Raw genomic sequence first — 26522 nt, 5'->3', positions numbered from 1 at the left:
CCGGAGCCCCCTCAGCCCTTCCGGCGCCGCTTCAGCAGCAGCCGGGGCAGCCCGGCCGGTACGGGCCGGCGCGTGGTCGCCGCGGTCGGCAGCGGGGCGGCGGCCAGCGAGGTGTCCGGCAGCTCCGTGCTGACCGCCTCGGGCGTCAGGCGCACCACCGCGCACTCGCGCGCCCAGCGCTCCGTCATCACTTCGGCGTCCGGCGCGTTCAGCCGTTTGCCCTTGAGCTCGGCGACGGCCGCCTCCCACTCCTCGGAGTGCGGCGCCAGCACCCGTACCCCCGCTGTCCAGGCGACGAGCCGGCCGCCCTTGTCCTTGCTGCGTACGGTGACCTCGGCGCGGCCGCCGCCGGTCAGGCCCTCGGGCAGCGGCTGCTCGCCCGGGCCGTCCCCGACGAGGTGGGCCGCGCCCTCGTGCCAGACGTGCCACACCGCGCGGGCGGGCCCGGCGGCCCTGACCCAGATGAGGCCGGACTTCTTCGTGGCCTCCTCGACGAGGGCCTTCTCCAGCAGGGCATCGGCAGCATCAGTCATGGGCGGGAGCTTAGACCGGCCGCCGCGGCTCACAGCCAGCCGTTGCGCTTCAGGATGCGGTGGATGGAGAAACAGACCGCCCCGATGAGGCCGAGCACCAGCGGATAGCCGTACTTCCACTCCAGCTCAGGCATGTAGTCGAAGTTCATGCCGTAGACCCCGCAGATCATCGTGGGCACGGCGATGATCGCCGCCCAGGAGGTGATCTTGCGCATGTCCTCGTTCTGGGTGACGGTCGCCTGCGCCAGATTGGCCTGGAGGATCGAGTTCAGCAGCTCGTCGAAGCCGATGACCTCCTCCTGGACCCGGGCGAGGTGGTCGGCGACGTCCCGGAAGTACTTCTGGATGTCGGGGTCGATCAGCCGCATCGGCCGCTCGCTGAGCAGCTGCATCGGGCGCAGCAGGGGCGAGACGGCCCGCTTGAACTCCAGCACCTCACGCTTGAGCTGGTAGATCCGCCCCGCGTCCGAACCGCGCCGGCCGCCCTTGGCCGGGGTGGAGAAGACATCGATCTCCACCTCGTCGATGTCGTCCTGCACCGCCTCCGCCACCGCGATGTACCCGTCGACCACATGGTCGGCGATGGCGTGCAGGACGGCGGAGGGGCCCTTGGCGAGCAGCTCGGGGTCGTCCTGGAGGCGGTGGCGCAGGGCACGCAGGGAACCCTGCCCGCCGTGCCGGACGGTGATGACGAAGTCCCGGCCGGTGAAGCACATCACCTCGCCGGTCTCCACGACCTCGCTGGTCGCGGTCAGCTCGGCGTGCTCCACGTAATGGATCGTCTTGAAGACGGTGAACAGCGTGTCGTCGTACCGCTCCAGCTTCGGCCGTTGGTGGGCGTGGACGGCGTCCTCCACGGCGAGCGGGTGGAGCCCGAACTCCCGGGCGATGCCCGCGAATTCCTCCTCCGTCGGCTCGTGCAGGCCGATCCAGGCGAAGCCGCCCTCCTCGCGCACCTGAAGCATCGCCTCGTGCGGCGTCGGGGTCGCGGACCCCTCCAGGCGGCTGCCGTCGCGGTAGACCGCGCAGTCGACGACGGCGCTGGAGGCGGACGGGTCGCGGGTGGTGTCGTACGCGTTGTGGGGGGCGCTGTTCTTACGGAGGGAGGGACGCAGGGAGGGGCGCACGGCAGCGCGCAGGTCACGGATCATCGACATGGCTGGCTCCTTCACGGAGGGCCGTCGGCGAGGGCGTGGAACAGCCCGGAATGGGGACGTGCGCTCACGTCCGCAAAGCGGGCTCCACCGCGCGGGCGCGATGACGGCGTTCGCAACAGACAGGCAAAGAACGGGAGACTCTTCCGCGGATTCCTGGTGCTCTTCCGTGGGCGAACGACCGTCAGGGGGCCATCGGCGATGGCCGACGAGGCGTCAGTTCAGCGGGAAGCTCAATGGGAACGACGGTACGCGGAAGGGTGATCGGTACTGCACGGTCGACTTGGATCCATAGCAGTCCCCACCTCCTCCGGCCGGTCCCCCGTGGGGGACGACGTGTCGTCGGGACAGAGAGAGCGACGCTTCTGCGCGCTGTCCCGACCGGCGGCCAGGCTATCAGCCGCCCCGGACCGAATCCCTTACTTTGCCCACTCCACGCGCACTCTATGCTCGCCGGATGGCAGAAATTCTCGCTCTGGTCGAAGCCCGGCTCCGCTCGGCCCTCGGGGAACCGGACGCCCGCGCCGATGTGACCTTCCTCGGCACGGACCGTATCGAGGTGCTCCGCTTCCTCGACGGCGACGTGGTGCGATACGCGACGCTCGGCATGTCCGGACAGCCGATGGCCGACCCCACGTCGCCGCTCGCCGACCCGGTGAAGGGCCCGCGTGCCGAGCTGGTCCTCTCCGTGCGGGTGGGGCTCGCCGACACCGACCAGGTGCTGCGCCCCCTCGCCGTGCTGGCCGCCTCCCCGCAGGTCGAGGGGCTCATCGTGGCGCCGGGTGCCTCGCTGGACCTGGGCGATCCGCTGTGGCCCGGCGCGCCGTTCACCTCGGTGCTGGTGGCGGAGTCCGGGGGCCTGGTGGAGGACCTGGAGCTGGACGAGCCGATGGACCCGGTCCGCTTCCTGCCGCTGCTGCCGATGACCCCCAACGAGGCCGCCTGGAAGCGGGTGCGCGGGGCGCAGGAGCTCCAGGAACGCTGGCTCACGCACGGTACGGACCTGCGCGACCCGCTGCGCACGTCCGTACCGCTGGACTGAAACTCCTGCTCTCACCGGTCGGCGAAGACCGCCACGCTGTCCTCCAGGGCGTGCGCCGGCTCCAGCTCCTCGGCCTCGTGGGTCAGCGCCGTAGTTGTATGACGGAGGACGAGGTGCCGGAGAGCGCGGGGAAGACGGCGACGAGCGCGAGGCCGGCGAGCAGGATCCGCCGGCCGCCATGCGGCTGGAGACGAAGCCGGTGACGAGCATGGCGACGGCGGTGATCAGGAAGTACGAGGTGAACAGCGCTTACGCCTGAGTGGGTGTGGCGGCAAGGCCCGGGGCGATGGACGGCGGGATCGGGTCCACCAGGCCGATCCCCATGAAGGCGACCACCGAGGCGCCCGCCGTGGCCCGGACGGCCTTCGGCCGGCGCAGGGCGCTGGTGGCCGCGGCCCCTTCGTCGAACGGGTCCTCTCCTGGCATGGGTCCTGGCATGGGTCCTGGCATGGGACCTGACTCCTTCTCTCCTCCAGGTCGATGCGTCATACACAGAATAAATTAGACGAACTAATAAATGCCTGCCACATCTATTGCTTCTCGCTTCTCCCTGGCGGCAGCCACGCTGCGGACGGGTGATCGTCCTTGACGCGGCGACCGGCGGGGAGGACCGTTGGGCTCCATGAGGGGCGAACCCAGTTGCCCGAAGTGCGGTGGCCGGGTCAGGGCGCCCGGTCTTTTCGCCGACGCCTGGCAGTGCTCCGTGCACGGCCAGGTGCACCCGATGCAGCCGGTCGTTCCGCCGAGCGTCGAGGCGCTCGGCGTCGTGGTGCACCGCTCGCAGGTGCCCGTCTGGATGCCCTGGCCACTCCCCGTGGGCTGGCTGTTCACCGGCGTGGCCGGCGCGGGTGACGACCGCAGCGGCGGCCGCGCGACCGTCGTCGCCTGCTCGGGCCCCGGACCGCTGGGCGGCATGGGCGAGCTGCTGCTCGTCGCCGAGGAGCTCGGTGTCGGACTCGGCGCCCGGTACGCGGGGATCGACGGCCTCGACCCCGGTCCCCACCTGAATGTGGACTCCGTCCCCGACGCCAAGGTCCACGCGGCCGGCCGCCCCACCCCGCTCTGGCACGTGCGCAACGCTCCGGAGGACAGGGCGGTCTTCGCCGGCGAGGCGCGCGGTCTGTGGCTGTGGGCGATTCTGTGGCCCGAGCAGTCGGGGCTGCTGATGTACGACGAGCTGGTGCTGACCGACCTGCGCGACGCCGGGGGAGAGGTGGACCTCGTTCCCTGCGGGGCCCTGACTCCGCGCCTGCTCGCCGCCCCGGAGGCGCCGCCCCGGCAGGGGACGAGCGAGCGCTAGATCACGCCGGACCGGGGGCGATCCCGGCCGGGGGCCTGGTGCGCGGCGGTTATCCTTGAGCGGTCCCCCGTCCGCCCGCGAGCCCTGGAGTCACGCGTCGTGCGCATCGACCTGCACACCCACTCCACCGCATCGGACGGTACGGACACCCCCGCCGAGCTGGTCGCCAACGCCGCCGCCGCGGGCCTGGACGTCGTCGCGCTCACCGACCACGACACCGTCGGCGGCCACAAGCAGGCCATCGACGCGCTGCCCGAAGGGCTCACCCTCGTCACCGGGGCCGAGCTCTCCTGCCGCGTCGACGGTGTGAGCATGCACATGCTGGCGTACCTCTTCGACCCCGCCGATCCCGACCTGGAGCGCGAGCGCGAGCTCGTCCGCGACGACCGGGTCCCGCGCGCCCAGGAGATGGTCCGCAAGCTCCGCGCCCTCGACGTCCCCATCACCTGGGAGCAGGTCGCCCGCATCGCCGGGGACGGCTCGGTCGGCCGCCCGCACGTCGCCGCCGCCCTCGTCGAACTGGGCGTCGTGCCCACGGTCTCCGACGCCTTCACGCCCGACTGGCTGGGCAACGGCGGCCGGGCCTTCGCCGCGAAGCACGAGTTCGACCCCTTCGAGGCGGTCCGGCTCGTCAAGGCGGCGGGCGGTGTCACCGTCTTCGCCCACCCGGCCGCCTCGAAGCGCGGTGAGACGGTCCCCGAGGCCACGATCGCCGCGCTCGCCGCCGCGGGCCTGGACGGCATCGAGGTCGACCACATGGACCACGACGAGCCCACCCGGGCCCGGCTGCGCGGTCTCGCCCGGGAGCTGGGGCTCCTGCCCACCGGCTCCAGCGACTACCACGGCAGCCGAAAGACCGTCGGGCTCGGCGAGTACACCACCGACCCCGAGATCTACGGCGAGATCACCCGGCGCGCCACGGGAGCCTTCCCGGTGCCGGGCGCCGGTGGAGCCGGCCGCCGCTAGGGGGCGTCCGGCGGATCAGGACCGGGCCCGCGGCGCCTGGCACGGCACTTCGCGGCGTTGCCGAAACGCCCGAATCGCTCCGCGATGAGGACGTTCCGGCGCCTTGCGATGCACCGCACCAGACGCCGCGGCCTATCCGGTCCTGATCCGCCGGACACCCCCTAGACCCCCCTCGCTTCCACCGCGTCACGTCCCACTCCTCGCGCGCCCTTTTCTTCTGCCGTCGTACGCCGACGGCCGCCGACCGGGCCCGCGCGCCCCCGTACCGCCCGCTCATCTCTCGCAAGGCTCACCGTGTTCGACGTCGCTGTCTTCGGATCCCTCTTTCTCACCCTTTTCGTGATTATGGATCCGCCCGGGATCACCCCGATCTTCCTGGCCCTCACCGCGGGCCGCCCTGCCAAGGTGCAGCGCAGGATGGCGCTCCAGGCCGTCGCGGTCGCCTTCGGTGTGATCGCCGTCTTCGGTCTGCTCGGCCAGCAGATCCTCGACTACCTGCATGTCTCCGTGCCCGCCCTGATGATCGCGGGCGGCCTCCTGCTGCTGCTCATCGCGCTGGACCTGCTGACCGGAAAGACGGACGAGCCGACGCAGACCAAGGACGTCAACGTGGCGCTCGTACCGCTGGGCATGCCGCTGCTGGCCGGTCCCGGCGCGATCGTCTCGGTCATCCTGGCCGTGCAGCACGCCGACGGCTTCGGCGGCCAGCTCTCCGTGTGGTCGGCGATCGCGGCCATGCACGTGGTGCTCTGGCTGGCGATGCGCTACTCGCTGGTGATCATCCGCATCATCAAGGACGGCGGGGTGGTCCTGGTGACCCGGCTCGCGGGAATGATGCTCTCGGCCATCGCCGTACAGCAGATCATCAACGGCGTCACCCAGGTCATCCAGACCTCCTGAGGCGCCCCTCCCGCACCCCGGACACCACAGCGCCCCCGCACGGTCCTTCCGTGCGGGGGCGCTTCGTCTTTAGCGGCGCAATGCGTGATCAGGCGTCAGATGTCAGAAGCCCACGACCCTTGAAGCGTTACGAAGCCGAGCTGTCGGCCGGCCGGATGTAGATGCGCTGGCCTATGGCTGCGGCCTGCTGCACGATCCGGTTGACGGAGGCGGCGTCCACGACGGTGCTGTCCACGGCGGTACCGTCGATGTCGTCGAGTCGCATGATCTCGAAGCGCATATGGCTTCCCTTCGTCCGATCCTCCTGCTGGAGAACTGCTGGTGCGGGCGATACGGCCTACCCGCGAGGATAGGGACGCGAGGCTTCCCTCGCGTTCCACGAGTGTTACAACGGCCTGCCCGGTACAAACATTCCCTACGCTAAGGAAATTTTTTGGATGTCTAAGTACCCGTTGGTAGTCACCCGTACACAGCCCTGTCCCCAGACCATGAGGTCCGCATGAGCACGGCGGACCCGCGGCTTCCCCGCCCGGCCGATATCGCCGAGCGCCTGGACCGCACCAACGAGCTCCTCCAGCGGATGCTCGTCGAGGTGTCCAAGACCCCCTCGACGCACGCGATCTTCGTGGACGCGGGCTATGTGTACGCCGCGGCCGGGCTGCTCGTCACCGGCACCGAGGACCGCCGCTCGTTCGACCTCGACGCCGAAGGGCTGATCGAGGCCTTCATCGACAAGGCCCGCACGATCTTCGCCGACAGCCGGCTGCTGCGCGTGTACTGGTACGACGGGGCCAGGCGCCGCATCCACACCACCGAGCAGCAGGCCATCGCCGAACTCCCCGACGTCAAGGTGCGGCTCGGCAACCTCAACGCCAACAACCAGCAGAAGGGCGTCGACTCCCTCATCCGCACCGACCTCGAATCGCTCGCCCGGCACCGCGCCATCAGCGACGCGGCCCTCATCGGCGGCGACGAGGACCTCGTCTCGGCGGTCGAGGCGGCCCAGGGCTACGGGGCGCGTGTCCACCTCTGGGGCATCGAGGCCGGCGAGGGCCGCAACCAGGCCGAACCGCTGCTCTGGGAGGTCGACAGCCAGCGCACCTTCGACCTCGACTTCTGCCGCCCCTACGTCACCCGGCGCCCGGTCACCACGTACGAGGACGACACCCCGGCCCCCTCACGGGAGGACGTCCGCTTCGTCGGCGCCCAGATCGCCGCCGCCTGGCTCGCCGCCCGCGGCCGCGAATCCCTCGCCGACCTGCTGCCCGGCCACCCCTATCTGCCTGGCTCGGTCGACCAGGACCTGCTGGTGGAGGCCGAACGCCTGCTCCAGCACTCGCTGCGCGGCCACGCGCACCTGCGCCGGGCGCTGCGCGACGGATTCTGGCAGCACCTGCAGTCGCAGTACTGACCCGTATCCCTGCGGGCGAGGGCTTCAGTCGGCCGGAACGCCGTCCCAGAACGCGGCGAGCGCCTCGGCGCTCTCATGTGGGCGGGCGGTGTTGGGGGAGTGCTCGGCCCCCGCGATCATGGTGCGGTGGGCGCCGAGCCGCCGGGCCATCGCGTCGAACTGCTCCACCGGCCATACGTCGTCGCGCTCGCCGGACAGGACGTGGACGGGCAGCCCGAGGGCGGCCAGCTCGTCCACCCGGTCCGGTTCGGCGGAGAGCTGGGCGCCGGTGGCGATCAGCTGCGCCGGGTGGTGGCGCAGCCAGCGGCGGCGCATGTCCTCGCCGTCGCCGGTGTCGGCGTCCTGCGGCGGGTCCAGGGCCCGCATCGCCTCCCACACCTCGTCCATGGTGAGCACGGAGAGCGCGTCGCTCAGCATCTTCACCTTGTCCCGCTGGGCGGCGACGACCTCGGCGGGGCCGGAGGACATCAGCGTCAGCGAGCGGAACGGGGTGGCGTCGAGCAGGACGGCGGCACGGGCGATCTGGCCGCCGAGCGAGTGCCCGAGCAGGTGCAGCGCCCCCTCGCCCCCGGCGAGGGCGGCCGCCTGGGCGAGCACATCGCGGGCCAACTCCCCTTGTGCGTAAGTCTCCTGGCGGTCCGTCCCCTCGGACTCGTACTGCCCGCGGCCGTCGACGGCGACCACCCGGTACCCGGCCGCGCACAGCGGTTCGAGCAGCGCGATGAAGTCCTCCTTGCTTCCGGTGTATCCGGGCAGCAGGAGGGCGGTGGCGCGTGCGGGGGCGTTCGCCGGTACGGCGTCCAGGACGGCGAAGTCGCCGCGCTCGGTGCGCAGGACGCGGGAGGTGGCGCAGGCGGGCGGCGTGAAGGTGGGCGGGCGGCTCATGGGCCCGAGGCTATAGCCGGGACGGGACGGGGGCACCACCGGGCGGGCCGGGCCCGTCACCGGAGCACCACCGGGCGTGCGGGCCTCGTCCCGGGTGTCCCGGCACTCTGGACGCCCCGGGCAGCGAAGAGGCCCCGGCCCCCCGCAGATGCGGGAGGCCGGGGCCTGAAGGGTCTCGCGGGACCGTCAGCTCTCGGTCGTCGCCGTGGCCTGGCCCGCGGCGCGGGTGGCGCGGCGGCGGCGGGGCTTCGCCTCGGCGGCGGCCTCGCTCACCACGGCCTCGGCCTCGGAGACCACAGCGGCCTCCTGGGCCGCGGTCGAGGTGACGCTGCGGGTCGCCCGGCGGCGGCGCGGCTTGGCCTCGGCCTCGACGGCGGCCGGAGCCTCCGGCGCGACGGCTTCGGCGGGGGCCGAGGCCTTCGCCCTCGACGCCCTCTTCGGCTTCGACTCGGCCTTGGGCGTCGACTCGGCAGCCGTGCCGGCTTCGGCCTTCGGCCGGCTCACCCTCTTCGCCTTGGTCTCGGCTTTGGGCTTCGACTCCGCCTTCGACTCCGCCTTCGACTCCGCCTTCGACTCCGCCTTCGGCCGGCTGGTGGCGCGGGCCGGGCGGCGGCGGGACTTCGCGTCGGGCTCCGGCTCGGAGGCCGGGGCGATCTGGAAGTCCACCTCGTCGGCGGGCTTCACGATCCGGGTGCGCCGGCGCGGCCTGGTCGCGACCGGCTCGGCGACCGGCTCCGCGATGCCCGCGGCGACGGCCACGGTCTGGAACCCGGCCTCGACCGGAGCGGCGGCGACGGGAACCTGCGCCACGGTCCCGGCCACCGGCTTCACGGCGGCGCGGCTGCGACGGCGGCGCGGCTTGGTCTCCGCGACGGTCTCCGCGACCGGCTCGGCCTCGGCGACGGCCTCGGCCACGGCCGTGGACACGGTCTCGGCGGCGGGAGCCACGGGAGCGGCAGCCGCCGGAGCCTCGGCGACCGCCACGGCCGCCTCGGTCACGGCGTCGGCAGCGCTGACCCGCGTACGGCGACGGCGGCGCGGCGTGCGGGGCCCCTCGGGGGCCTCGTCACCGGCCGGAGTGACCGGCGTGGTCTCCTGGGCGGGTGCGGGCACCGTCGCGGCGCCGCCCTCCTCCGAGGTCCCCCCACGGGTGCGGCGGCGCTGACGCGGCGTACGCGTACGGGGCTCGCGCTCCTCACGGGCCGGCGCGGGGGCGGCGGACTTGCGGCCGCGGCCACCGGTCTCGCCGAGGTCCTCGACCTCCTCCGCGCGCAGACCGGCACGGGTCCGCTCGCCACGCGGCAGGACACCCTTGGTGCCCGCCGGGATGCCGAGCTCCTCGAAGAGGTGCGGCGAGGTGGAGTAGGTCTCCGGCGGGTCCGGGAACTTCAGGTCCAGCGCCTTGTTGATCAGCTGCCAGCGCGGGATGTCGTCCCAGTCGACCAGCGTGATCGCGATGCCCTTGGCGCCCGCGCGGCCGGTGCGGCCGATGCGGTGGAGGTAGGTCTTCTCGTCCTCCGGCGACTGGTAGTTGATGACGTGGGTCACACCCTCGACGTCGATGCCGCGCGCGGCGACATCGGTGCAGACGAGGACGTCGACCTTGCCGTTGCGGAAGGCGCGCAGCGCCTGCTCGCGGGCGCCCTGGCCGAGATCGCCGTGGACCGCGCCGGATGCGAAGCCGCGCTTCTCCAGCTGCTCGGCGATGTCGGCGGCCGTCCGCTTCGTACGACAGAAGATCATCGCGAGCCCGCGGCCGTCGGCCTGGAGGATGCGGGAGAGCATCTCCGGCTTGTCCATGTTGTGCGCGCGGTAGACGTGCTGGACCGTGTTCTTGACGGTCGTGCCCTCGTCGTCGGGCGAGGTGGCGTTGATGTGGGTCGGCTGCGACATGTAGCGGCGGGCGAGGCTGATGACGGCACCGGGCATGGTGGCCGAGAACAGCATCGTCTGGCGCTTGGGCGGCAGCATCGTGATGATGCGCTCGACGTCGGGCAGGAAGCCCAGGTCCAGCATCTCGTCGGCCTCGTCGAGGACGAGCCCGCGGATGTGGGAGAGGTCGAGCTTGCGCTGGCCCGCCAGGTCCAGCAGACGGCCCGGGGTGCCGACGATCACGTCGACGCCCTTCTTGAGGGCTTCGACCTGGGGCTCGTAGGCCCGGCCGCCGTAGATCGCGAGAACGCGGACGTTACGGACCTTGCCGGCGGTCAGGAGGTCGTTGGTGACCTGCTGGCACAGCTCACGGGTGGGGACGACGACGAGCGCCTGCGGCGCGTCGGTCAGCTGCTCGGGCGTGGCACGCCCCGCCTCGACATCGGCGGGGACGGTCACGCGCTCCAGGAGGGGGAGTCCGAAGCCGAGCGTCTTGCCGGTGCCGGTCTTGGCCTGGCCGATGACGTCGGAGCCGGAGAGCGCTACGGGGAGCGTCATCTCCTGGATGGGGAAGGGGGACATGATGCCGACTGCCTCGAGGGCTTCGGCCGTCTCGGAAAGAACGCCGAGGTCGCGGAACGTAGTCAGGGTGCTGCCTCTTCTGTGAGACGCGGTCCGAGGCGAACGCTGGGGGTCGTACCGTGCCGGGGTTGGTCATCCGGCCGTGGATGGGCCGGGTGGCGCGGGACCACTGCCGTCGCTCGAGCGCTCGTGCCGCTGAGGGGCCCCTCAGCTGCAGTCGTACGTGTCGTACGCACCGCGTGGAGGGCTGTCGGGTCGGAGCCGATCGGGCCACCGACCGGGCATCCTCATTCAAAGGACGCGCCCCTGGCACAGGAAAATGCTCAGTAAGCGCAATACCACTGTACCCCGGATTCGCGCATGTGTGTTGGACGAATTCATTGGAACGGTGTGACGTCCCCTCCTCACCGGACCCTTCCGCCCCTCGTCGGGCGGGCTATTGTGCGGTTCATGGAGACGCCTGACAACGCCACTGATCACCCCGAAGAAGCGCCCGGAGCGACCGGGAACGCCGCCCGGGACTGGGCCACCGCCTCCGCGGAGCCGCAGTACCGTGCCGCGGTCGTGGACCTGCTGGGCGCCCTCGCCTACGGCGAGCTGGCGGCCTTCGAGCGCCTCGCGGAGGACGCGAAACTCGCGCCGACACTCGGGGACAAGGCGGAGCTGGCGAAGATGGCCTCCGCCGAGTTCCACCACTTCGAGCAGCTGTCCGACCGGCTCGCCGCGATCGACGAGGACCCGACCGCCGCGATGGAGCCGTTCGCCAAGGCGCTCGACGACTTCCACCGCCAGACGGCGCCGTCCGACTGGCTGGAGGGCCTGGTCAAGGCGTACGTCGGCGACTCGATCGCCAGTGACTTCTACCGGGAGGTCGCGGCCCGGCTCGACACCGACACCCGCTCCCTGGTCCTCGCTGTGCTCGACGACACGGGCCACGGGAACTTCGCCGTGGAGAAGGTGCGCGCCGCGATCGAGGCCGACCCCCGGCTCGGCGGGCGGCTCGCGCTCTGGGCCCGCCGGCTGATGGGCGAGGCGCTGTCGCAGGCCCAGCGGGTGGTCGCCGACCGCGACGCGCTCTCGACGATGCTGGTGGGCGGGGTCGCGGACGGCTTCGACCTGGCGGAGGTGGGCCGGATGTTCTCCCGGATCACCGAGGCCCACACCAAGCGCATGGCCGCGCTGGGGCTGGCCGCGTAACACCTTGTGGTGCCCGTGCTACTGGGCCGCCGCCGACCTCGTGAGGCGGCGGCCACGCGGGCGGATCAGCAGGGACAGCGTCACCGCCCCGACGGAGACGGCGCCGATCAGGGTGGCCACGCCGTGGCCGGGGCCCAGCGCGGAATGTGTGAGGAACGCCCCGAACAGCGCTCCCAGCGCACCGGTGAGATAAACAGCACGGGCGGAGGGGAGCCGGTCGGCCAGTGAGCGGACCGCCGCCCAGGACAGGGCGAGTCCGAGCACGGCGGCGCCGAAGGATTCCCAGATCACTAAGTCACCTCGCGGGGGTGTGCGGGGCGGGCAAATCGGTCGTAGGCGGTACTACCCCCGGCCCATGCCGTACAACCCTCCGCCACGCTGGGGAAACCCTTACGGGTACGGCTTCGCGCCCCACGGTGTACGGGAGCGGCCCCCGGGGCACGCGCAGGGGTCCGCAGGGCATACGGGAGCGGCCCGGCGGGAAGATCCCGCCGGGCCGCTCCCGTGCTCACCGCGTCCCGTGGACTACAGCGCGCCGAACCCCACACGCCGCGTGGTCGGCTCACCGATCTCCACGTACGCGATCCGGTCGGCCGGCACCAGGACCTTGCGGCCCTTGTCGTCCGTGAGGCTCAGCAGCTCCGCCTTGCCGCCCAGTGCGGCGGCGACCGCGCTCTCGACGTCCTCGGCGGAAAGCCCGCTCTCCAGAACGATCTCGCGGGGCGTGTGCTGCACCCCGATCTTGACCTCCACGGCTATGTCCCTCCGACGGTCAGTCCCTGCGCGGCGAACCGCGCCGTACGCAGCCACATTAGCCCGGTGGGACCACGCCTCACGGCCCGACCGGCAACGCCCGCAGCGAACACGGCGCGGTACCCGGCCGCGACAGGGCGTCGATGCCGCCCGGCGCCCGGCCGGGGTGGGGGCTCAGTGCTGCTCGACGCCGTGCAGCGGGAAGCCCGCGATACCCCGCCAGGCCAGCGAGGTGAGCAGCTGCACCGCCGTGTCGCGCGGGATGCTGGAGCCGCTGGAGAGCCAGTAGCGCGCCACCACCTGCGACACACCGCCGAGGCCCACCGCGAGGAGCATGGACTCGTCCTTGGACAGGCCCGTGTCCCCGGCGATCACGTCGGAGATCGCCTCGGCGCACTGGAGGGAGACCCGGTCGACCCGCTCGCGCACGGCGGGCTCGTTGGTCAGGTCGGACTCGAAGACCAGCCGGAAGGCGCCGCCCTCGTCCTCCACGTACGCGAAGTAGGCGTCCATCGTCGCCTCGACGCGCAGCTTGTTGTCGGTCGTCGACGCCAGCGCCGTCACGACGGCCTGGAGCAGCGACTCGCAGTGCTGGTCCAGAAGGGCCAGGTAGAGCTCCAGCTTGCCGGGGAAGTGCTGATAGAGCACCGGCTTGCTCACGCCGGCCCGCTCGGCGATGTCGTCCATCGCGGCGGAGTGGTAGCCCTGTGCGACAAAGACCTCCTGCGCGGCGCCCAGCAGCTGATTGCGTCGGGCGCGGCGGGGAAGGCGCGTGCCCCGCGGGCGCGCTGCCTCTGTCTGCTCGATGGCGCTCACGCCGCCTCCCAAATGTGTGTTCCAGCACAGCCGATCCGTACACGCTGCGCCGTACAGCCATCGTACTTTTGGGTAACCCCGGTGCGCGCGGCGCGGACGCAGAATTTCACGGACCGGACGGCTGCGGAAGCCACACTTCTCCCAGGTCGGGAGCAAAGCGGGGCGTTCTATCGGTAATCGTCCTCATCCAGCGGGATCACCCTGCGCTGTTCCGCCGCATCGGCCTCGTTGGCGGTGGCCGGATCGACGCTCTCCGCCGGTTCGTCCTCCTCCTGCCGGATGTCCGTCCGCTGCTCGGCGGCATCCGCCTCCGACGCCTCCGGGCCGGGTGCGTCCGGCTCGGTGCTCTCGAAGGTGTCCGGGTCGCTCGGGTCGACCGTCATGGTGACTCCTCATTCTTCCCTGTAGCCGCTTCCTCTGAAGCGTAGGAGCAACACACCTACCCCGCGATGCGGGCTGTGACCGCGAACACATGAACTGGTGCGTGATCGTCTCGTAACATTGCCGCATGTCTTCGACCGAGCTGCCGGGTACCCAAGCCATCGCCGCCGCGGTGGCTCCCACGGTCAGCGCCGTCCGGGTCGCCGAGGGCGAGCGGCTGCGAGCCGTGGCCCTGCCGGGGCTCAGGCTGACCGTCCGTTCGCGGCCCACCGACCGGACCGGCCTGCCGCCCGCCCTCTTCGTGCACGGTCTCGGCGGGTCCTCGCAGAACTGGTCGGCCCTGATGCCGCTGCTGGCGGACGTGGTCGACCCCGACGCCGTCGACCTGCCCGGATTCGGTGACTCGCCGCCGCCGGACGACGGCAACTACTCGATCACCGGGCACGCCCGTGCGGTGATCCGGCTGCTCGACGCGGGTGAACGCGGTCCCGTCCATCTGTTCGGCAACTCCCTGGGCGGCGCGGTCGCCACCCGGGTCGCCGCCGTCCGCCCCGACCTCGTGCGCACCCTCACCCTGATCTCGCCCGCACTGCCCGAGTGGAGGGTGCAGCGGCCCGCCGTGCCGACCGGGCTCCTGGCGGTGCCGGGGGTCGCTTCCTTGTTCGCGCGGCTCACGAAGGACTGGACGGCGGAGCAGCGGACGCGCGGAGTCATGGCACTCTGTTACGGAGATCCGGCACGGATCTCCGACGAAGCCTTCCGCCACGCGGTGGCCGAGATGGAGCGCCGCCTGGAGCTGCCGTACTTCTGGGACGCGATGACGCGTTCGGCCCGGGGCATCGTGGACGCGTACACCCTGGGCGGCCAGCACGGACTGTGGCGCCAGGCCGAGCGGGTGCTCGCACCGACCCAGCTCGTGTACGGCGGACGGGACCAGCTCGTCTCGTACCGGATGGCACGCAGGGCGTCCGCGGCCTTCCGAGACGCCCGGTTGCTGACCCTGCCCGAAGCGGGGCACGTGGCGATGATGGAGTACCCGGAGGCGGTCGCCCAGGTGTTCCGGGAACTGATCGACGATGGTGGCGGGAGCTGATCCGGGGCGTGGGACGACACAGCCGAAAGGGCGCAGAGGCCACCCGCCCGGACGCCGCAGCGGCGGATCCGGGCGGGTGGCGCGCCGTACCCCGCCCCGCCTCCGGCGGCCGGCGCAGGCGCCAGGGGCCCGTGCCCCCCGCCGACGGGCACGCACCCTTCTCCGACGCCCCCCAGGTGCGCGGTGGCCACCCCGAGCAGCACGAGCCGGGTGGCGGCTGGGGCACCGGCCCCCAGCAGACCTACGGCGGCCCTCAGACCGCCGGGCAGCCGTATCACGGCGCCACCCCCGGCAGCACGCCGTACGCGCAGCCGTACGGAGCACCGGGCCGCCCGGACCAGGACGCCGCCCGCGAACGGGCCGTTGCGCGTCAGGTCTACGCCCAGCAGGCCGCCCAGCGCGCCGCAGACGGGCGGACGGGGCGTCAGCCGGCGGCCGTCGGCCCCGAGGTGATGCCGGGCCCCCGCAGGGAGTTCGTCGACGCCTTCGACGCCGATGCGCCCGCCCCGGCCGAAGCGCCGGACACCCGCTCGGGCGCCGAGGCCGCCGGCCCCCCGGTGGAGCCGGACGACGCCCTGGACTCGGAGCCCGCCGAGCGCCGTGAGCCCAAGGGCGGCAAGGGGCGAACCTTCACCGGGATCGCCGCGGCCGCGGTGACGACCGTGCTCGCCGTCGTGGTGGCCGGACAGGTCGCCGAGGACTCCGCCGACCGGGGAGCGGCGGCGGCGCGGGCGTCCGGTGCCGACCGGGGCGGCGGCGAGGGCGCCTCGCGCTCGGACGCCCGCCCGACCCCCGAGCGCCCCGCGACGCGGGCCCCCGAGGTCAAGCCCCTGTCGTACGGCGAGAAGATGGCGCAGCCCTTCACGCTCGCCGCGGACCTGAAGGCGACCGGGAAGTTCGAGGCCGTCCCCGGACTGGCGAAGGCGCCCGGCAGGGGCCAGAAGTACCGCTACCGGATCGATGTCGAGAAGGGCCTCTCCCTCGACGCGGGCCTTTTCGCCGAAGCCGTCCAGAAGACGCTCAACGACGACCGGAGTTGGGCGCACAACGGTGCGATGACCTTCGAGCGGATCTCCTCCGGGGGCCCGGACTTCGTGATCACGCTCGCCAGTCCCGGGACGACCGGTGAATGGTGTGCGAAATCCGGTCTGGACACGACGATCGACAATGTCTCGTGCGATTCGGCCTCGACCGACCGCGTGATGATCAATGCCTATCGCTGGGCGCAGGGTTCCGCCACGTTCGGCCCGAAGAAGCTGCTGCCCTACCGTCAGATGCTTATCAACCACGAGGTCGGCCACCGGCTCGGGTACAACCATGTGAGCTGCCGCACGCCCGGCGCCCTGGCCCCGGTGATGCAGCAGCAGACCAAGTCCCTGGACATCGACGGGATCAAGTGCAAGCCCAATCCTTGGGTGTACCCCGGTAGTTGACGACGCGTTTCCGCGTACCGAGACGGCCGTCCTCGTCGAACAGAGCAGCGCCGACGAGGTGTGCGGAGACCCCCAGGACCCGTACACGAAGCAGCTGCTAACCGCGCTTCCGGCGCTCGATCCCGGTCTGGCGGCGGCTTGCCGGGCGGCCCGCGGGGAACTGGCCGCAGCCTGACTCTCCGTAACAACCGACCGCTGTAGCGCGACGGAACGCGATCGGCGCGGGAAAGTTACGACGGTTCACCCCTTTCGGTGGTGCGACGGACAACCGTCCGTCGTACCACCGGCGTATCCGCTTACGGTCGTCCCGCTGCGAGTCGCCGTTCCAACGGCGGCCGCCCACAAGGGAGATCGGGGGTGTACTCGTGCGGATCGGACTGCTCACCGACGGTGGCTATCCGTATGCGACCGGTGAGTCCAGGCTCTGGTGCGACCGGCTGGTGCGCGGGCTGCCGCAGCACGAGTTCGACCTCTTCGCGCTGAGCCGCTCCGCCCGCCAGGAGGACCAGGGCTGGGTCAGGCTGCCGCACCACGTCAGCCGCGTGCGCACCGCGCCGCTGTGGACCCCCGAGGACGGCACCCTGCGCGGCAGCGGTGAACCCCGCCTGCTCGCCAGGCTGGTGACCGGCGGGGGCGTCTCCTACGGGCGGCGCGACCGCAAGCGCTTCGCCGCCCATGTCAGGGCGCTGGCCACCGCGATCTGCGCCACCGAGGACACCGGCACGGACCCGGCCACCGGCCAGGGGCCCGGCGCGGAGCTCTTCACCGAGGGCTTCTACGGCCTGGCCGAGCTGGCCCGGGAGCGCGGAGGACTCCGCCTCGCCCTGCGCTCCGAGGCCACCGTACGGATCCTGGAGGCCGCCTCCCGCGCCCGGGGCGCCGGCCGGACCGTGCAGAGCGCCACCGTAGTGGACCACCTCGCCTTCGCCGCCGAACTGGAGCGCGTCCTGCGCCCGCTCTCGCTCGACTGGTACGAGCCGGAGAGCCTCGGCGCCGTCGATCTCTGCCACGCGGCGTCCGGCGGGGCGGCCGCCATTCCGGGGCTGCTGGCCAAACGCTTCTTCGGTGTGCCGCTGCTCGTCACCGAGCACGGCGTCCAGCTTCGTACGCACTACCTGGCCGCGCCCGACGCGTCGTTCGGTGCTCCCGTACGTGCCCTCCTCGGCACCTTCCACACGCTGCTGGCCACCGAGGTCTACCGGCAGGCCGCGCTCGTCACCGCCGGCAACACCCACGTGCGCCGCTGGCAGCAGCGGTGCGGTGCCGACCCCGCCGGGCAGCGCACGGTCCACCCGGGCATGGCCGCCGAGCGCTTCTCCGCCGTCGGCGAGCACGACGACGCGGGCGGCCCGGACACGCTGGTCTGGGTCGGCCGGACCGAGCCCGCCAAGGACCTGATCGCCCTGCTCCACGCCTTCGCCGAGGTCCGCCGCGCCGAACCGGACGCCCGGCTGCGCATCTTCGGAGCCCCGGCCGAGGGCGGCGAGGGCGCCATGTACCTCGCGCACTGCCGGGCGCTGGCCGCCCAGCTCTTCCCGGACGAGGCCACCGGCGCCCACACCGAAGGCGTCAACCCGGTCACCTTCGAGGAGATCGGCGGCCCCGAGGTCCCCGACCTCGCCGAGGCCTACGCGGCGGGCGGCGTGGTCGTGCTCTCCAGCGTGGTCGAGGGCTTCCCGATCAGCCTCGTCGAGTCGATGTTCTGCGGCCGGGCCACCGTCTCCACGGACGTCGGAGCGGTCGTCGAAGTCATCGGCGGCACCGGCCTGGTGGTGCCCCCGCGCAACCCTCGGGCGCTCGCCGACGCCTGTATCGCGCTGCTGCGCGACCCCGAGCGCCGGGCGCGACTGGGAGCGGCGGCCCGGGCCCGCGCGCTCGAACTCTTCACCGTCGAACAGAACCTCGCGGCATTTCGCGGCATCTACCTGGAGCTGATCTCGCACGCCCCGGTGCGCCGGGAGGTCGACGCCGTGGACGCCGACGGCGAGCCCCTGCTCTTCGCCGCCCCGGCGGAGGCCCGGCTGCTCGGCCCCTGGACCCAGCCGCAGCCCGCGGCCACCGGAGCCCGGGTGCCGAGACGGGCCGCCGCCGGGGCGGAGCCGGCCCCCGAGCCCGTGTGCGTCCCCGCGACGGCCTGCGGAACGGGAGACGGCGATGCGTGACCACCCGATCCGGCCCGACCACGGAGAGGCCCCCCCGATGCCCCGTCCGGAAGACGCCGCTGCGCAGGCCGGCACCCATGCCGACCCGGATGCCGCTGTGCCGGTCGCCGTGCGCCCGGCCGCTCCCGGGTCCGCCGTCGCCCCTCCCGCCGAGCCCGTCGCCGCGTCCGCCTCGGCACCCACGCCCGGAACCCGCGCCACCGCCGTACCGGACCGCCCCGCCGAGATCCTGCCCCGCCCCGCCGAGAGCCCGTCCCGCGCCGGGCGGCGCAGGCCCACCGCCCCCGCGCGCCGGGGCTCCGCCGACCCCGTGAAGTCCCTCATGCACCACCACCGCGACCTGTGCGAACGGGCCGTGAGTCCGCTGGAGATCGCCGCGGGTCTCGAAGCCCACGGCCTCACCGACCGCACCGCCGCCCGCTACCGCCACCGGGACGTGTTCGCCCTCGCCGAGGAGCTGTACGTCCGCACCCCGGCCCGGCCCACCGGACCCGCCATGGCCGCGCCCCCGTCGCCGGGCCCCGACACCGAGGCCCGCGCCGGGTGGACGCTGCTCGCCCTGCTCCCCGGCGCCGCCTGCCTCGCCACCGCCGGGCTGCTCCGGACCACCGAAGGGGTGCTCGGCGGGGGAGTGCGGGCCGCCGTGCTGGTCACCGGCGCACTCCTGGTGTGCCTGGCGCTCCGGCTCTGCCTGGGCCGGGGGCCGCTGCGCGCCCCCGAAGGAGCGGGCCGCGCCGGGATGTACGCCTGCTGGCTCCTGGGCTTCGCGGTGTACGGCGACGGGCTGATCGCCCAGGTCGTCAGCGGCGGCCCGGACGGCCCGTGGGAGGCCGGCCCCGCCCCGCTGCTCGGGCTCACCGCTGCACTCGCCCCGGCGGCCTGGTGTGCGCACCTCTTCACCGTGCGGGCCCACCGCAAACTCACCGGAAGCCGAACACTGGAGGAGTTCGGCGCAGGGGTGCGCCCCCTCCTCCTGGCGGCCGTCGCGCTCTTCGTCTGCGCCCTGCTGCCTCTGCTGTTCCTGGCCGACCTCGGCTTCGGCGGCGACGGTACGCCGGTCGCGGCCGCCGCCCTCGGCGTGCTGTTCTTCCTGGCCCGGCTGCTCGCCGCGCACGGCCTGCCCGAGCCGGGCACCGTCGCACTCGCCGCCGCCTGTGCCCTGGAGGCCGCCGCCCCCGCCCTCGTCCTCGCCGGACGGCTGCCCGGCCTCGAACCGCTGGCCCGGCCCGTCCACGTCCTCGTCGCGGCGGGCGGCACCGGAGCCGTCCCCGCCCTCGCCTGCGGAGCGGCGGCGCTCGGACTCCTGGTCCACGCCTCCGCCGCGCTCTCCCGGGCCTCGGCCCACACCAGGGCCTGAGCCCCCGACGTACCGCCGGACCACCCCCTCCCAATTGCCCCACCGCCCCACCGCACCATCCCGCGGAGCCGACGCCGCGGGCCTGTCCGACCCGCACGAACAGACCGCACGAACTGACCGACCAAGGAGTAACCCGCCATGACCCCCCAATCCCCCGCACCGGCAGCCCGCCGTCGGCACCGAGGCGGTGCGCGATGAGGGTGCTGCTGCTCGGAGCCAACGGATTCCTCGGCCGCTTCGTCGCCGACCGGCTGCTCGCCGACCCCGCTGTCCACCTCACGGCCCTCGGCCGCGGCGACGACGCCGACGTCCGGTTCGACCTCGCCGGCGGCAGCCCGGGAGCGCTCACCCGCTTCCTGGACGCCGTCCACCCCGGAGTCGTCGTCAACTGCGCGGGCGCCACCCGCGGCGGCGCCCGGGACCTCACCCGCCACAACACCGTCGCCGTCGCCACCGTCTGCGAGGCCCTGCGCCGCAGCGGCTGCGGCGCCCGGCTCGTCCAGGTCGGCTGCGCCTCCGAGTACGGCCCCTCGCAGCCCGGCTCCTCCACCGCCGAGGACGCCATCCCGCGCCCCGGCGGCCCGTACGGCGTCAGCAAGCTCGCCGCCACCGAACTGGTACTCGGCTCGGGCCTCGACGCCGTCGTGCTCCGGGTCTTCTCACCCGTCGGCCCCGGCACCCCGGCCGGCTCCCCGCTCGGCCGGCTCGCCGAGGCGATGCGCCGGGCCATGCAGTCCGGCGACGGTGAGCTCAAGCTCAGCGGCCTCGGCGTGCAGCGGGACTTCGTCGACGTACGGGATGTGGCGCGGGCGGTGCACGCCGCCTCGCTCTCCGCCGCCCAGGGCGTCGTCAACATCGGCACCGGGCGCGCCGTCCGCCTCCGCGACGCCGCCGCCGTCCTCGCGCGGGTCGCCGGATACGCGGGCGCGCTCCACGAGCTGGACTCCCCGCCCCCGCGGCTGCCGATCGGGGCTCCGCGCACCTCCGCCGAGTCGGTCATGGAGCACCTCTCGGCGACCCCGTCCCCGTACCCGGACGGCTGCGGCGTCTGGCAGCAGGCCGACGTCCGCACCGCGCGGGACCGGCTCGGCTGGCGCCCCCGGATCAATCTGGAGGAGTCCCTCGCGGACATCTGGATGGAGGCGGCGTGCCGTATCTGACCGCTCCCGCCGCCGCCCGCAGGACCGCGGGCGGCGAGCAGCTCGGCTTCGGCGTTCCCGGCTACGCCCACCCGCTGCTCGCCCCCGCCGAATGGGCCGAGCTGGTCCGCCCCGGAACCCCGCTGCACTGGGCCGTCCTCAACATCGCGGAGGGCCCCGGCACCCGGCCCGACCCGCACTGCCTCGAAGTGGCCGGCAGACTCCGTAACGCCCGGGAACGCGCCCTGCACGGCGAGGCCCCGGACGACTCCGTACGCGCCTGCGGCGGCCGGCTCCTCGGCCACCTCGATCTCGCCCACGGCAACCGGCCGTTCGGCGAGCTGATCGCGGACGCCCGGGCCTTCATCGACTGGTACCGGGTCGGCGGCTTCTACCTCGCCCGCTGCCCCGCCGAGCGGGCCGAGCTGCCCGCCGTGCGCCGTCTCACCGGCACGCTGCACGCCCTGCTGGCGGAGAGCGACAGCGCGGACGACGGTGGCCGCCTGGTCCTCGGCCACGGCACCCACCCCCACCCCGGGTACGCGGAGGCAGCCGACCAACTGGTCACCTTCCAGGGCCCCTGGACCGACTACCGCTGGTCACAGGTGGCCGAGTGGACGGCGGACCATCCGCCGGAGCGGTTCGCGCACTTCGTCCACGGGGTGCCGCGCACCCATCTCGACGAGGCGATGCGTGTCGCCCGCTGGCAGGGCGCCGGGACGATCTTCTTCACGGACCGGGGTGGACGGAGCGGCGACGGACGGAGTGGACAAAACGATCCATTCGCGGCGCTGCCCAGGTACTGGGACGAAATCGTCTCGCGGATCGGACCCGGTATCTCGGAATGAGAAGGGGCGTGGCAGTGTTACGGGAAGAACAACCGTACGTAGTCGATGTACGAGCAGTCGACGTACGTAAATCCGACCACCTGCATTGTTGAGGTTCCTGTGTCGCTGCCACCCCTGGTCGAGCCAGCCGCTGAGCTCACCGTCGACGAGGTCCGCAGGTACTCCCGCCACCTGATCATCCCGGATGTCGGGATGGACGGGCAGAAGCGCCTGAAGAACGCCAAGGTGCTCTGTGTGGGCGCCGGCGGTCTCGGCTCGCCGGCCCTGATGTACCTGGCCGCGGCCGGTGTCGGCACGCTGGGCATCGTGGAGTTCGACGAGGTCGACGAGTCGAACCTGCAGCGCCAGATCATCCACAGCCAGGCCGACATCGGCCGGTCCAAGGCGCAGTCCGCCAAGGACTCCGTGCTGGGCATCAACCCGTACGTCAACGTGGTCCTTCACGAGGAGCGGCTCGAAGCCGAGAACGTGAAGGAGATCTTCGCCCAGTACGACCTGATCGTGGACGGCACGGACAACTTCGCCACCCGCTATCTGGTCAACGACGCGGCCGTGCTGCTGAACAAGCCGTACGTATGGGGCTCGATCTACCGCTTCGACGGCCAGGCCTCCGTGTTCTGGTCCGAGCACGGCCCCTGCTACCGCTGCCTCTACCCGGAGCCCCCGCCGCCGGGCATGGTCCCCTCCTGCGCCGAGGGCGGCGTGCTGGGTGTCCTGTGCGCGTCGGTCGGCTCCATCCAGGTGACCGAGGCGATCAAGCTGCTCGCCGGCATCGGTGACCCGCTGGTCGGGCGCCTGATGATCTACGACGCCCTGGAGATGCAGTACCGCCAGGTCAAGGTCCGCAAGGACCCCGACTGCGCGGTCTGCGGCGAGAACCCGACCGTCACCGAGCTCATCGACTACGAGGCCTTCTGCGGTGTCGTGTCCGAGGAGGCCCAGGAGGCGGCGGCCGGCTCCACGATCACTCCCAAGCAGCTCAAGGAGTGGATCGACGTGGACGAGAAGATCGAGATCATCGACGTCCGCGAGCCGAACGAGTACGAGATCGTCTCGATCCCCGGCGCGAAGCTGATCCCGAAGAACGAGTTCCTCATGGGCAACGCCCTCCAGGACCTCCCGCAGGACCGCCGTATCGTCCTGCACTGCAAGACGGGTGTCCGCAGCGCCGAGGTCCTCGCGGTCCTCAAGTCGGCGGGCTTCGCCGACTCGGTGCACGTCGGCGGCGGCGTGATCGGCTGGGTCAACCAGATCGAGCCCGAGAAGCCGGTCTACTAGAACGTCACGCGGTACATAAGGAGAAGGGGCCGGTCCACCTCGTGCGGACCGGCCCCTTTCCCATGCGCGTCACCCGCAGGTCGTGCCGTCCTCCGGGACCTTCCCGTCCAGGAAGTAGCCGTCCACCGCCGCGGTCACACAGTCGCCCTCGCCGTACGCCCCGTGCCCCTCACCCTTGTTGGTGAGCATGATGCCGACGCCCTTGCCCAGCTCGTCCGCCATCCTCTGCGCCCCCTCGTACGGGGTGGCCGGGTCGCCGGTCGTCCCGATCACCAGGATCGGGCCCGCGCCCGGCGCACTGGTCTCCGGCGTCTCGTGCTCCCCGTCGACCGGCCACTGGGCGCACCAGCCCGCCGTGTCCCAGGCCAGGAACGGCCCGAACACCGGGGAGAGCCTGCGGAACTCCGGCAGCAGCGCGCGGGCCTCGTCCACCGTGGGGCGGGCCTGCGAGTCGGCGCAGGAGATAGCCCGCTGGGAGTGCGCCTGGGTGTCGTAACGCCCGTCCTCGTCGCGCCCGTTGTACGAGTCGGCGAGCCGGAGCAGCCCGTTGCCCGTGCCCTTGTTCTCCGCCTCCTCCAGCGCGGCCGTCAGCGCGGGCCAGTTGGACTGCGAGTAGAGCGGGGTGACGATGCCGGTGACGGCGAGGGACTCGGTCAGCTCGCGGCCCGAGGCGGTCGGCAGCGGCTTCCGGTCGATCCTGGCCAGCATCCGGGCGATGCGCTCCGAGCCCGCCTTCGGGTTCTCGCCGCGGTCCTTGAGGTAGTTCTCCAGGGCGCGCTGGAAGCCGGTCGCCTGGTTGCGGGCGTGCCCGATCCCGTCGGCCGTGGGGTCGACGACCGCGTCCAGGACGGTGCGTCCCACGTTCTGCGGGAAGAGGTGCGCGTACGTCCCGCCCAGCTCCGTACCGTAGGAGAAGCCGAAGTACGACAGCTTGTCGTCGCCGAGGACCTGGCGGATCAGGTCCAGGTCACGGGCGGCGTTGGACGTGCCGACGTGCGGGAGGACCTTGCCCGAGCGGCGTCGGCACCCCGCGCCGAAGTCCGCGCCGTCCTTGATGAACGCCGCCTCCTCGGCCGCCGTGTCCGGCGTCAGGTCCACGCTCCGGAAGGCCTGTTCCTGCTCCTCGTCGGTGCGGCAGTTCACCCCGGAGCTGGCCGCGACCCCGCGCGGATCGAAACCCACCAGGTCGTAGCGGGAGTTGAGCCTGTCGTACGAGGGGGCCGCGCGCGGCAGTATCTCCACGCCCGAACCTCCCGGGCCGCCGAAGTTGAACAGCATCGAGCCGAGCCGGCGGTCCTTGTCCCGGGCCTGCTTGCGGATCAGCGCGACGGCGATGGTCTCGCCGGACGGCTTCGCGTAGTCCAGGGGCACGTCGACGCTCGTGCAGCGCCAGTCGGAGCCGGGCGCGCTGCCGCCGCTCGGTGCCTCGCAGCGCTGCCAGTCGGGGCGCTGGGAGGTGAGGGCGGCGGGCAGGGGCGGGGTCCTCGGCGTCTCCTTCAGGTCCGGCGGCGGAGAGGCGGAGGCGTCACCGGGGCGGCCGTCCGCCGGCTCGCTCTTCTCCGCTTCCGTCGTCAGCAGACCGCAGCCGGCGAGCAGTCCCGCCGCCACCAGGCCCGCTCCGGTCTGTAGGACCCGTCGGTGCGCACGCATGATCCGGCTTCCCTCCCCGTGGCCCGAAGCCGGTCGTGACGCGTCGGGCGCTTGTGATGTCCCGTCATGCTAAAGGCCGGCCCGGGTGCGGATCACTCGCAGACGGTGCCCGACTTCGGCACCGTACCGTTCAGGAGATAGCCGTCGACGGCCCCCTGAACGCACGTGTTCTTACTGTTGTAGGCGCCGTGGCCCTCGCCCTTGTATGTCAGCTCGACGCCCACTCCCTCGCCGAGTTTCTCCACCATCGCCTTCGCGCCCGCGTACGGGGTCGCCGGGTCGCCGGTGTTGCCGATGACCAGGATCGGGGCGGAGCCGGGAGCGCTGACGTCGGGGGTCACCCAGGCGCCCGCGACCGGCCAGCCGGTGCAGCCCATCAGGCCCCAGCCGAGGTACTCGCCGAACATCGGTGACGCCTTGCGGAAGGCGGGCAGGGCCGCCTTCGTCTGCTCCAGGCTGAAGCGCTGCTTGTTGTCGGCGCAGTTGATCGCGATGTTGGCGGCGTTGGAGTTGTCGTACCGCCCGTCCTCCGAGCGGCCGTTCAGCGAGTCGGCCAGCGCGAGCAGCAGGGCGCCGGAGCCGCCGTCGGCCTCGTCCAGGCCCTGCTCCAGCAGGGGCCAGGTCTCCTTGGAGTAGAGCGCGGAGGCGATGCCGGTGGTGGCCAGCGTCTGCGTCAGCGCCCGGTCGCCGAGCCCGTCGATCGGCTCCTTCTCCAGCTTCGCCAGGAGGCCGGCGATCCACTCCTCGACCTCCTCGCCGGTGGCGCCGGGCAGGGAGCACTTGTCGCCGCGGTCCGCGCAGTCCTTCGTGAAGTTGTCGAAGGCGAGCTGGAACCCCTGGGCCTGGCCGAGGGATGACTGCTCGGCGTCCTTGGTGGGGTCGACCACCGCGTCGAAGACCGCCCGGCCGACCTTGTCCGGGTAGAGGTGGGCGTAGACGCCGCCGAGCTCGGTGCCGTAGGAGATGCCGAAGTAGTGCAGCTTGTCGTCGCCGAGCACCGTGCGCATCAGGTCCATGTCGCGGGCGGCGTTCGTCGTCCCCACATAGGGGAGCTCGGAGCCCGAGTTCTCCTTGCAGGTGGCGATGAAGTCCTTCTGGCCCTCGACGAACTCCTTCTCCTCGGCCGCGTCGTCCGGCGTGGAGTCCTCCTGGTACAGGGCGTCCAGCTGGGCGTCGTCCGCGCACTCCACGCCCTCGCTGCGCCCCACCCCGCGCGGGTCGAAGCTCACCAGGTCGTACCGGGTGCGGAGCCTGTCGTAGTCCGCGCCGAAGGCCGGCAGGGTCGCGACACCGGACGCGCCGGGCCCGCCGAAGTTATACACGAGCGAACCGATCCGCCGCTTCCGGTCCTTGGCCTTCCCCCGGATCAGCGCCAGCTCGATCGTCCGGCCGTCCGGCTCCGCGTAATCCAGCGGTACGTCCATGAAGGAGCACTCCCAGACCGCGCCGCCGGGCAGGGGCGAGGGCGACTCACCACCGCCCTGCGCCACGTTCGGCGCCGGACACGGCGACCAGTCCAGCCTCTGCGACGCCAGCTCCTTCGAGGTGGCGGTGGGGGAGGCGGTCGAGGCCCCGGTGGGCGTGGAACGGCCCTCTCCGCTCCCGTCGCCGCCATCCGAGCAGCCCGCCAGGGGCAGCAGCACGGCGGCGGTGGCGGCGAGGGCGGCGGCACGCAGAGCGGGGGAAGTCCTCATGCGCTCCATCGTGCGGCGGGGCGCCGGGGAGCGCGCTGGGGCGCGGTCCATGCGGGTGGTGCGCCCTTCCGGACAC

At 72.6% G+C, this 26522-nt stretch carries 24 protein-coding genes and 1 pseudogene; 13 read left to right on the top strand and 12 right to left on the bottom strand.

The annotated features are described in order from the left end of the window. Positions 1-11: 11 nt before the first annotated feature. Positions 12-533: a hypothetical protein gene (locus AMK21_RS16680; RefSeq protein ID WP_073878612.1), complete on the bottom strand. Its 522-nt coding sequence runs from the start codon at positions 531-533 to the stop codon at positions 12-14. A 29-nt stretch (positions 534-562) separates the two neighbouring features. After that, entirely contained in the window at positions 563-1690 is a 1128-nt protein-coding gene (locus AMK21_RS16675; protein ID WP_073878610.1) for a magnesium and cobalt transport protein CorA, read from the bottom strand. Between the two features lie 454 nt (positions 1691-2144). Here AMK21_RS16675 and AMK21_RS16670 point away from each other — a divergent pair, with 454 nt between their 5' ends. After that, the gene (locus AMK21_RS16670; protein ID WP_030561113.1) at positions 2145-2729 is read left to right on the top strand and encodes a suppressor of fused domain protein; all 585 of its coding nucleotides are present in this window, start codon (positions 2145-2147) and stop codon (positions 2727-2729) included. Between the two features lie 91 nt (positions 2730-2820). Here the strand turns inward: AMK21_RS16670 and AMK21_RS16665 are convergent. After that, positions 2821-3155: pseudogene (locus AMK21_RS16665) on the bottom strand (MFS transporter); the annotation flags it as partial. A gap of 196 nt (positions 3156-3351) precedes the next feature. Between AMK21_RS16665 and AMK21_RS16660 the strand changes: the two are divergent. The 3 genes from AMK21_RS16660 (at position 3352) to AMK21_RS16645 (ending at position 5895) form a co-directional block, all read left to right on the top strand. Beyond that, positions 3352-4029, top strand: coding sequence for a DUF6758 family protein (locus tag AMK21_RS16660; RefSeq protein WP_073878609.1), 678 nt, complete (start codon positions 3352-3354; stop codon positions 4027-4029). A 99-nt stretch (positions 4030-4128) separates the two neighbouring features. Continuing rightward, a complete protein-coding gene (locus AMK21_RS16655; RefSeq protein ID WP_073878608.1) occupies positions 4129-4995 on the top strand; it encodes a PHP domain-containing protein in 867 nt (288 codons plus the stop codon). 294 nt (positions 4996-5289) lie between these two features. After that, positions 5290-5895, top strand: coding sequence for a MarC family protein (locus tag AMK21_RS16645; RefSeq protein ID WP_026241124.1), 606 nt, complete (start codon positions 5290-5292; stop codon positions 5893-5895). A gap of 127 nt (positions 5896-6022) precedes the next feature. Here AMK21_RS16645 and AMK21_RS35430 read toward each other — a convergent pair whose 3' ends face one another. After that, the gene (locus AMK21_RS35430) at positions 6023-6175 is read right to left on the bottom strand and encodes a hypothetical protein (protein WP_199863212.1); all 153 of its coding nucleotides are present in this window, start codon (positions 6173-6175) and stop codon (positions 6023-6025) included. 219 nt (positions 6176-6394) lie between these two features. Here AMK21_RS35430 and AMK21_RS16640 point away from each other — a divergent pair, with 219 nt between their 5' ends. After that, positions 6395-7306, top strand: coding sequence for an NYN domain-containing protein (locus AMK21_RS16640; RefSeq protein ID WP_073878606.1), 912 nt, complete (start codon positions 6395-6397; stop codon positions 7304-7306). Between the two features lie 24 nt (positions 7307-7330). Here the strand turns inward: AMK21_RS16640 and AMK21_RS16635 are convergent, their stop codons facing one another. Next, positions 7331-8191 (bottom strand): alpha/beta fold hydrolase, encoded by an 861-nt coding sequence (locus tag AMK21_RS16635; protein ID WP_073878604.1) that lies wholly within the window; start codon positions 8189-8191, stop codon positions 7331-7333. A 186-nt stretch (positions 8192-8377) separates the two neighbouring features. Then, positions 8378-10645: a DEAD/DEAH box helicase gene (locus tag AMK21_RS16630; protein ID WP_073878602.1), complete on the bottom strand. Its 2268-nt coding sequence runs from the start codon at positions 10643-10645 to the stop codon at positions 8378-8380. 450 nt (positions 10646-11095) lie between these two features. On the opposite strand from AMK21_RS16630, the gene AMK21_RS16625 reads away from it, so the two are divergent. After that, positions 11096-11842: a ferritin-like fold-containing protein gene (locus AMK21_RS16625; protein WP_073879183.1), complete on the top strand. Its 747-nt coding sequence runs from the start codon at positions 11096-11098 to the stop codon at positions 11840-11842. Between the two features lie 18 nt (positions 11843-11860). Here the strand turns inward: AMK21_RS16625 and AMK21_RS16620 are convergent, their stop codons facing one another. The 4 genes from AMK21_RS16620 to AMK21_RS16605 form a co-directional block, all read right to left on the bottom strand. Next, positions 11861-12133 carry a hypothetical protein gene (locus tag AMK21_RS16620; protein ID WP_073878600.1) on the bottom strand — a complete coding sequence of 91 codons (273 nt, stop codon included), beginning with the start codon at positions 12131-12133 and terminating at the stop codon, positions 11861-11863. 234 nt (positions 12134-12367) lie between these two features. Next, positions 12368-12595 (bottom strand): DUF3107 domain-containing protein, encoded by a 228-nt coding sequence (locus tag AMK21_RS16615; RefSeq protein WP_010061602.1) that lies wholly within the window; start codon positions 12593-12595, stop codon positions 12368-12370. Between the two features lie 174 nt (positions 12596-12769). Further along, a complete protein-coding gene (locus tag AMK21_RS16610) occupies positions 12770-13411 on the bottom strand; it encodes a TetR/AcrR family transcriptional regulator (RefSeq protein ID WP_073878597.1) in 642 nt (213 codons plus the stop codon). A gap of 167 nt (positions 13412-13578) precedes the next feature. Next, positions 13579-13794 carry a hypothetical protein gene (locus tag AMK21_RS16605; protein ID WP_073878595.1) on the bottom strand — a complete coding sequence of 72 codons (216 nt, stop codon included), beginning with the start codon at positions 13792-13794 and terminating at the stop codon, positions 13579-13581. A 125-nt stretch (positions 13795-13919) separates the two neighbouring features. On the opposite strand from AMK21_RS16605, the gene AMK21_RS16600 reads away from it, so the two are divergent. The 7 genes from AMK21_RS16600 (at position 13920) to moeZ (ending at position 23102) form a co-directional block, all read left to right on the top strand. Then, complete coding sequence (locus AMK21_RS16600) at positions 13920-14885, top strand: alpha/beta fold hydrolase (RefSeq protein ID WP_073878593.1); 966 nt, start codon at positions 13920-13922, stop codon at positions 14883-14885. 8 nt (positions 14886-14893) lie between these two features. Next, entirely contained in the window at positions 14894-16318 is a 1425-nt protein-coding gene (locus AMK21_RS16595; RefSeq protein ID WP_073878591.1) for a DUF3152 domain-containing protein, read from the top strand. Positions 16319-16683: 365 nt separating this feature from the next. Next, entirely contained in the window at positions 16684-18480 is a 1797-nt protein-coding gene (locus AMK21_RS16590) for a DUF3492 domain-containing protein (RefSeq protein WP_073878589.1), read from the top strand. A gap of 37 nt (positions 18481-18517) precedes the next feature. After that, positions 18518-19837 (top strand): hypothetical protein, encoded by a 1320-nt coding sequence (locus tag AMK21_RS16585; protein ID WP_234421957.1) that lies wholly within the window; start codon positions 18518-18520, stop codon positions 19835-19837. Positions 19838-20031: 194 nt separating this feature from the next. Further along, positions 20032-20997 (top strand): NAD-dependent epimerase/dehydratase family protein, encoded by a 966-nt coding sequence (locus AMK21_RS16580; RefSeq protein WP_018510116.1) that lies wholly within the window; start codon positions 20032-20034, stop codon positions 20995-20997. Further along, positions 20985-21824, top strand: coding sequence for a spherulation-specific family 4 protein (locus AMK21_RS16575; RefSeq protein WP_073878587.1), 840 nt, complete (start codon positions 20985-20987; stop codon positions 21822-21824). Before AMK21_RS16580 ends, AMK21_RS16575 begins: the two co-directional genes overlap by 13 nt. A gap of 99 nt (positions 21825-21923) precedes the next feature. Further along, positions 21924-23102 carry an adenylyltransferase/sulfurtransferase MoeZ gene (gene moeZ / locus AMK21_RS16570; protein ID WP_073878585.1) on the top strand — a complete coding sequence of 393 codons (1179 nt, stop codon included), beginning with the start codon at positions 21924-21926 and terminating at the stop codon, positions 23100-23102. Between the two features lie 69 nt (positions 23103-23171). Here moeZ and AMK21_RS16565 read toward each other — a convergent pair whose 3' ends face one another. Continuing rightward, positions 23172-24752: an alpha/beta hydrolase gene (locus AMK21_RS16565; RefSeq protein WP_073878583.1), complete on the bottom strand. Its 1581-nt coding sequence runs from the start codon at positions 24750-24752 to the stop codon at positions 23172-23174. 92 nt (positions 24753-24844) lie between these two features. Next, positions 24845-26446, bottom strand: coding sequence for an alpha/beta hydrolase (locus AMK21_RS16560; protein WP_073878581.1), 1602 nt, complete (start codon positions 26444-26446; stop codon positions 24845-24847). Positions 26447-26522: the final 76 nt, after the last annotated feature.

This window comes from Streptomyces sp. CB00316 (assembly GCF_001905595.1).
Taxonomy (GTDB): domain Bacteria; phylum Actinomycetota; class Actinomycetes; order Streptomycetales; family Streptomycetaceae; genus Streptomyces.
The sequence above is the reverse complement of the archived record's forward strand: the minus strand, read 5'-3'. Positions and strand labels throughout refer to the sequence as shown.

What these genes read in the sequence shown, in the direction of transcription:
- AMK21_RS16680 (WP_073878612.1), bottom strand. Translation starts at nt 533, where the DNA reads ATGACTGATGCTGCCGATGCCCTGCTGGAGAAGGCCCTCGTCGAGGAG.
- AMK21_RS16675 (WP_073878610.1), bottom strand. Translation starts at nt 1,690, where the DNA reads ATGTCGATGATCCGTGACCTGCGCGCTGCCGTGCGCCCCTCCCTGCGT.
- AMK21_RS16670 (WP_030561113.1), top strand. Translation starts at nt 2,145, where the DNA reads ATGGCAGAAATTCTCGCTCTGGTCGAAGCCCGGCTCCGCTCGGCCCTC.
- AMK21_RS16660 (WP_073878609.1), top strand. Translation starts at nt 3,352, where the DNA reads ATGAGGGGCGAACCCAGTTGCCCGAAGTGCGGTGGCCGGGTCAGGGCG.
- AMK21_RS35430 (WP_199863212.1), bottom strand. Translation starts at nt 6,175, where the DNA reads ATGCGCTTCGAGATCATGCGACTCGACGACATCGACGGTACCGCCGTG.
- AMK21_RS16640 (WP_073878606.1), top strand. Translation starts at nt 6,395, where the DNA reads ATGAGCACGGCGGACCCGCGGCTTCCCCGCCCGGCCGATATCGCCGAG.
- AMK21_RS16635 (WP_073878604.1), bottom strand. Translation starts at nt 8,191, where the DNA reads ATGAGCCGCCCGCCCACCTTCACGCCGCCCGCCTGCGCCACCTCCCGC.
- AMK21_RS16630 (WP_073878602.1), bottom strand. Translation starts at nt 10,645, where the DNA reads ATGTCCCCCTTCCCCATCCAGGAGATGACGCTCCCCGTAGCGCTCTCC.
- AMK21_RS16625 (WP_073879183.1), top strand. Translation starts at nt 11,096, where the DNA reads ATGGAGACGCCTGACAACGCCACTGATCACCCCGAAGAAGCGCCCGGA.
- AMK21_RS16605 (WP_073878595.1), bottom strand. Translation starts at nt 13,794, where the DNA reads ATGACGGTCGACCCGAGCGACCCGGACACCTTCGAGAGCACCGAGCCG.
- AMK21_RS16600 (WP_073878593.1), top strand. Translation starts at nt 13,920, where the DNA reads ATGTCTTCGACCGAGCTGCCGGGTACCCAAGCCATCGCCGCCGCGGTG.
- AMK21_RS16585 (WP_234421957.1), top strand. Translation starts at nt 18,518, where the DNA reads ATGCCCCGTCCGGAAGACGCCGCTGCGCAGGCCGGCACCCATGCCGAC.
- AMK21_RS16580 (WP_018510116.1), top strand. Translation starts at nt 20,032, where the DNA reads ATGAGGGTGCTGCTGCTCGGAGCCAACGGATTCCTCGGCCGCTTCGTC.
- AMK21_RS16565 (WP_073878583.1), bottom strand. Translation starts at nt 24,752, where the DNA reads ATGCGTGCGCACCGACGGGTCCTACAGACCGGAGCGGGCCTGGTGGCG.
- AMK21_RS16560 (WP_073878581.1), bottom strand. Translation starts at nt 26,446, where the DNA reads ATGAGGACTTCCCCCGCTCTGCGTGCCGCCGCCCTCGCCGCCACCGCC.